This is a genomic window from Halomonas sp. 707D4 (assembly GCF_024158685.1).
Lineage (GTDB): Bacteria > Pseudomonadota > Gammaproteobacteria > Pseudomonadales > Halomonadaceae > Vreelandella.
The window spans coordinates 1-4,476 of the sequence record NZ_JAMZBD010000264.1 but is presented as its reverse complement, the minus strand read 5'-3'; the positions used below and the strand labels follow the sequence as shown (position 1 = coordinate 4,476).

At 62.6% G+C, this 4,476-nt stretch carries 6 protein-coding genes and 1 pseudogene; 3 read left to right on the top strand and 4 right to left on the bottom strand.

What is annotated here, in order from left to right; all coding sequences use genetic code 11:
- Positions 1-30: 30 nt before the first annotated feature.
- The 3 genes and pseudogenes from BIS11_RS11650 to BIS11_RS11640 form a co-directional block, all read right to left on the bottom strand.
- Positions 31-513: pseudogene (locus tag BIS11_RS11650) on the bottom strand (thrombospondin type 3 repeat-containing protein); the annotation flags it as partial.
- Positions 514-808: 295 nt separating this feature from the next.
- Positions 809-1,276, bottom strand: coding sequence for a DUF2489 domain-containing protein (locus BIS11_RS11645; RefSeq protein WP_253423184.1), 468 nt, complete (start codon positions 1,274-1,276; stop codon positions 809-811).
- A gap of 99 nt (positions 1,277-1,375) precedes the next feature.
- Complete coding sequence (locus tag BIS11_RS11640; protein ID WP_253423167.1) at positions 1,376-2,428, bottom strand: heme A synthase; 1,053 nt, start codon at positions 2,426-2,428, stop codon at positions 1,376-1,378.
- Positions 2,429-2,661: 233 nt separating this feature from the next.
- Here BIS11_RS11640 and BIS11_RS11635 point away from each other — a divergent pair, with 233 nt between their 5' ends.
- Together BIS11_RS11635 and BIS11_RS11630 are read left to right on the top strand one after the other, a co-directional pair.
- Positions 2,662-2,874 (top strand): hypothetical protein, encoded by a 213-nt coding sequence (locus BIS11_RS11635; RefSeq protein WP_253423164.1) that lies wholly within the window; start codon positions 2,662-2,664, stop codon positions 2,872-2,874.
- A 7-nt stretch (positions 2,875-2,881) separates the two neighbouring features.
- Positions 2,882-3,211: a DUF6482 family protein gene (locus BIS11_RS11630; protein WP_253423161.1), complete on the top strand. Its 330-nt coding sequence runs from the start codon at positions 2,882-2,884 to the stop codon at positions 3,209-3,211.
- Here BIS11_RS11630 and BIS11_RS11625 read toward each other — a convergent pair.
- On the bottom strand, positions 3,208-3,840 hold the full coding sequence (locus BIS11_RS11625) for a TetR family transcriptional regulator C-terminal domain-containing protein (RefSeq protein WP_253423158.1): 633 nt from the start codon (positions 3,838-3,840) through the stop codon (positions 3,208-3,210). The two genes, BIS11_RS11630 and BIS11_RS11625, sit on opposite strands and share 4 nt — an antisense overlap.
- A gap of 189 nt (positions 3,841-4,029) precedes the next feature.
- Here BIS11_RS11625 and BIS11_RS11620 point away from each other — a divergent pair.
- On the top strand, positions 4,030-4,476 hold a 447-nt coding region (locus tag BIS11_RS11620), incomplete at its 3' end, for a 2Fe-2S iron-sulfur cluster-binding protein (protein ID WP_253586082.1).

Here is a 4,476-nt window from a genome sequence, read left to right as displayed (position 1 = left end):
GACTTCAACGCCTGCCGGGGTGTTCGGTCACTGGTCGCGGTAGTCCGGCACGCCGTCACCGTCGGAATCGATCGGGCAGCCTACGGCGTCAACTTCGACACCGGCCGGGGTACCCGGGCACTGGTCGCGGTAGTCCGGCACGCCGTCGTTATCGGAGTCCAGCGGGCAGCCTTGCGCATCGGTGGCAACGCCAGCCGGCACTTCGCCGTAGGTCGGGCACTGCGGAGCTACCGGCTCCGGCGTACGATCGGCGCACAACAGACCGCCGATGGCCGCGCCTGCTACAGCACCAGTGGCCGCGCCGCTTTCTTCATCGGAGCTGCCGCTAGTGGCGTAACCGATACCGCCGCCGATCAGGCCGCCAGCCAGACCACAGATGGCCGGATGCTGGTACCAGCTACGATCGCTGCTGGCGCTTGCCTGACCGGACGATTGAGAAGCAGAGCTGGCACAGCCGGAGAGGCCCACTACCAAAGCCGATCCGATGAGCAAGCCAGTCGTTGATTTTTTCATGCAAGACTCCTTCTTGATCCAATGCTTACGAGGTTAGTCAACCCCGTTTATCCAATGCTTCTTATATAACGAGAGCATCCGTTTTTTCGTTTGACCGGTATCGAGCGGCACTCGCCTCGATCCGGTCGATCTTCCTGTCGTGACCCACCCATCGAGGCGAGCTGAACAGTGTCGATGCCTGGATATCAACTCCTTGCCAATATCGGCATTTCTAGCATAGCAAAACTCTCACAACAGACGCCAAGAAAAGTACGTTAACTTGCTCGATGCGTCCACCAAAGAAGTTGTTGCCATTTCAGTGCAGTGCCGAACCGCCCCTGGCTCGCCACTCGAGAACCGAGCGCGCGGCGCTCAAGACCGCCGGACGCATGTCGTTCTCGACCTCGAGACGCTCCTTGTCCTCCTGCATGCGCGCGCGGGGCGTGAGCTGCTTGCGGGCAGAGTGAGTCTTGAGGTGGCGCGTGCGATTGTAGACGTCGGCAAAGGCCTGGAACTCTTCACGCTCGGTGAGGCTGGGATCGATGATCTCGAGCAGCACCTTGCAACGCCAGGCTCCCTCGGTGATGTCGACCTGCTCCTGGACCAGGGCGCTCGCCACGTAATCGAGGTTCTCGAGGCTGTTCTGCTGGGCGCGGCGATCTTCATCGAGGCGAAAGGCCTCGCGACGCTTGACCTCCTTGCGCAGGGTCAAGGCATAGACGCCCAGTCCCGCCACCACGGCAATGCCCACCACCAGAAGAACCAGCGCCAGAATCGAGTTCATGCAACACCCTTACCGATTGAACGACGCGCCCTCTCGGGCAACATCGTCATGAATAGCTTGACCGGAATTGTACACTCTATATAGCTGATTCGAACAACTTTATCGAGCATGGCCGGCAATCGGCCCTGCGTGTCGCACCGCATTCAAGGCATCGGACTCACGTGACTGGCGCCAGCACCAGCAGGCCCAGCAGAAACTTGCCGACACCAGCACGGCGCCGGCAGTATGCAGAAGCGCCAGCCATAGCGGCAGCCACATCAGTACGTTAGCGGCCCCCAGCCCGACCTGGAGCAGAAAGGCACACAGCGTTGCCGTGAGGGAGGAACGTAGCGAGCGAAGATGACGATAGCGCCACCATATCAGCACGAGTGAAACCCCCAGCAGCAGCGCACCGAAGCGGTGAATGACCTGGATCGCCGTACGCGCCTTGGCGTGCAGCTGGCCATGCAGATAGTTGGGACCGACGGTCTGGGTAAGGTGCAGCGCTTCGCTGAAATCCATCGGCGGCCACCACTGGGCGTTACAGGTCGGTACTCCTTGGCAGGCAAGCCCCGCGTAATTGCTGGTGACCCAGCCGCCGAAGGCGAGCTGGGCGACCAGCAGCGCGCCCGCTAGCCCCCATAGCGGGGTGAAACGGCGCCGCCCGGTCACTTCGCGTCGCTGGCTGCGTCGAACCCGCAGGCTCAACCATAGAAAGAGCATCAGCACGCCGATGCCGCCGAGCAGATGCAGCGTGACCACCTGCGGCCAGAGCTTGAGCGTGACGGTGAAGGCACCGAAGGCGCCCTGCACCAGAATGCACGCCAGCAGCAGCAGGCTCAGCCGCCAGGGGTAGCCCGCCACGCTGCGCAATCGATAGCCGAGCAGCGTGATCGCCACCACCACGATCCCCAAGAGCGTTGCCATGTAGCGATGGATCATCTCCATCCAGGCCTTGGAGGGGTCGAGCGGTGCGTCCGGGTGAATCAGGGCCGCGTGCTCGCTGTCCGGGACCAGCAGGCGCCCGTAGCAGCCAGGCCAGTCGGGGCAGCCAAGCCCGGCATCCACCAGGCGCGTCCACGCCCCCAGCAGTATCACGCAGGCGGTCAGAAGCGTGCCCGCCAGCGTCAAGTATCCAATCGTGTGCAACCGTCTATCCATAGCGTCTTGCATATCCTGTCCTTACTTGCCGTTCATTCCTCGAACCAGCGTGTGGTGCGTCGCGCCCATCTTAGCAGCCCGCATGGCTCAGGGCGCGATATAACGGTCCACTCCTGCAAAACGACGCTGCGAATTGCGTTTTGCTCGCTTCGGGTATCCGCTATAGTGCAAAGGCGGCGCACCTGGCGCCCACCATGGGCAGCCATGCCTGCCCGAAGAACCTGCCGTGGTCGAGGGAGTGATTGATGTTTCTACGCCGTACTTTATTGCCCGTCGCGACGCTTGGCGCCGCGATGCTGCTGGGTCTGACCGGTTGCACTACCTATACCTGGCCGGATGGCTCCCAGAAAACCGTCATCGGCGTGGCGCCGGAGGACGAGAACCAGCGCTACGAAGAGCAGCGTACGGACGGCGTGCGCTACCGGGTGCCCGGCGTCGCTCCGGAGCCTCAGGAGTAGACCGGCCATGGCGCTCCAGGAGATGACGCTCGATATCTTGGCGCGCGAGCGCACCCCCGCCGAGACCTACCGGGTCGAGATCCACGCCCTTGGCGCCGGCTGGTACGTGGTGCGCCTGCACCATGCCGAAGGCGTCAAGGAGCTGGTCGATGACACCGGGCGAACGCGCCGCTTTACCGGCACTCAGTGGGTCAGCCGCGCCCTTCGCCCGCTGGGATTCACGAACGCCGTGCTGACCCATGCCGACACCCAGGACGAAATGATCAATGCACCGATGCGCCCGGTGTCGGCCGAGCAGCGCCTGGCGTCTGGCACGCGCGTCGCCTTTCGCACCTAGCGCACGCCGCACCCTTTCAGGATGACGCGCTCGAGAAAGGCAGTGACGTCATCAATATCCTGCTCGTTCAAGCACTCCTGGCCGAGTATCGCGTTCACCTGGGCGCCGTACTCGACGTAGTGCTGGGTAGAGGACCAGATCAGAAAGATCAGAAAACGCGGATCGACCGGATCCATCCTTCCCTGCTCGATCCAGTGGCGCATGACCTCCACCCGCGACTCTACCCACTGACGCAGCTCGCCTTCGAGATAGTCGGCGAGAAAAGGGGCGCCGGCAAGGATTTCCGCGGCGAAAAGTTTCGAGCCGTCGGGGTAGCGCTGGCCCAGCATCATTTTGGTGCGAATGAAATCGCTCAGCACCTCGCGCGGATCGCTTTGCGGGGTGATATCGTCCAGCACCGCGTTCCAGCGCCGCATCATCCGGTCGAGCAACTTGAGATAGAGCGCCTGCTTGCTGCCCATGTAGTAGAGCACGTTGGCCTTGGGCAGGCCGGCGCGATCCGCAATCGCTTGAAGGCTGGCACCGCGGTAGCCATGGCGGGCGAAAACGCGCTCGGCCGCATTCAGGATGGTGTGCTCCACCGCCTCGCGGCCGCCCGACTCTCTGGACAGTGATTGAGTGGTCTGCATAACGCTCCTTGGTCCTCGAGGGCATTCATTGTTCGACGTCGGAGGCTCTTAAGGCGCCCATTGTGCGCACCCAAACGGTGCATGTTGGCACCAGGTCGGGGCATACCGACAAGTCTTGCACGAGGGCTCATTTTATCCCAAGCTTTACCCGATTGACCGATCGGTCAAAACAAAAAAAGAGGGGTGGCCATGGCGACGGTCGAGTTCATCTTGAATGGAGTGCCGACACGCTGCGAGACAGCGCCGGACACGAGCATATTGACGCTTCTGCGTGACACGCTGGGGTACAAGGGTACCAAGGAGGGCTGCGCCTCCGGCGATTGCGGCGCCTGCACCGTGGCGATTCGCGACACGCCACAGGCAGCATTCGCCACGCTTAACGCCTGCATCACGCCGGCCCACCAGCTTCAGGGCCGGCATCTGGTCACCGTCGAGGGGCTCGAAAGCGAGCAAGACTTGCACCCCGCCCAGCAGGCGATGATCGAGTGCCATGGCAGCCAGTGCGGCTTCTGTACGCCAGGCATCGTGATGAGCTTGTTCACTCTTCATCGAGAAGCGAGTCGCGGCGCCCCCTTTACCAGCGAAACCCTGGAAGAAGCATTGGGGGGCAACCTGTGCCGCTGTACCGGCTATCGC

Coding starts and splice junctions, on each gene's coding strand:
- BIS11_RS11635 (WP_253423164.1), top strand. CDS start 2,662: ATGTTTCTACGCCGTACTTTATTGCCCGTCGCGACGCTTGGCGCCGCG.
- BIS11_RS11645 (WP_253423184.1), bottom strand. CDS start 1,276: ATGAACTCGATTCTGGCGCTGGTTCTTCTGGTGGTGGGCATTGCCGTG.
- BIS11_RS11640 (WP_253423167.1), bottom strand. CDS start 2,428: ATGCAAGACGCTATGGATAGACGGTTGCACACGATTGGATACTTGACG.
- BIS11_RS11625 (WP_253423158.1), bottom strand. CDS start 3,840: ATGCAGACCACTCAATCACTGTCCAGAGAGTCGGGCGGCCGCGAGGCG.
- BIS11_RS11630 (WP_253423161.1), top strand. CDS start 2,882: ATGGCGCTCCAGGAGATGACGCTCGATATCTTGGCGCGCGAGCGCACC.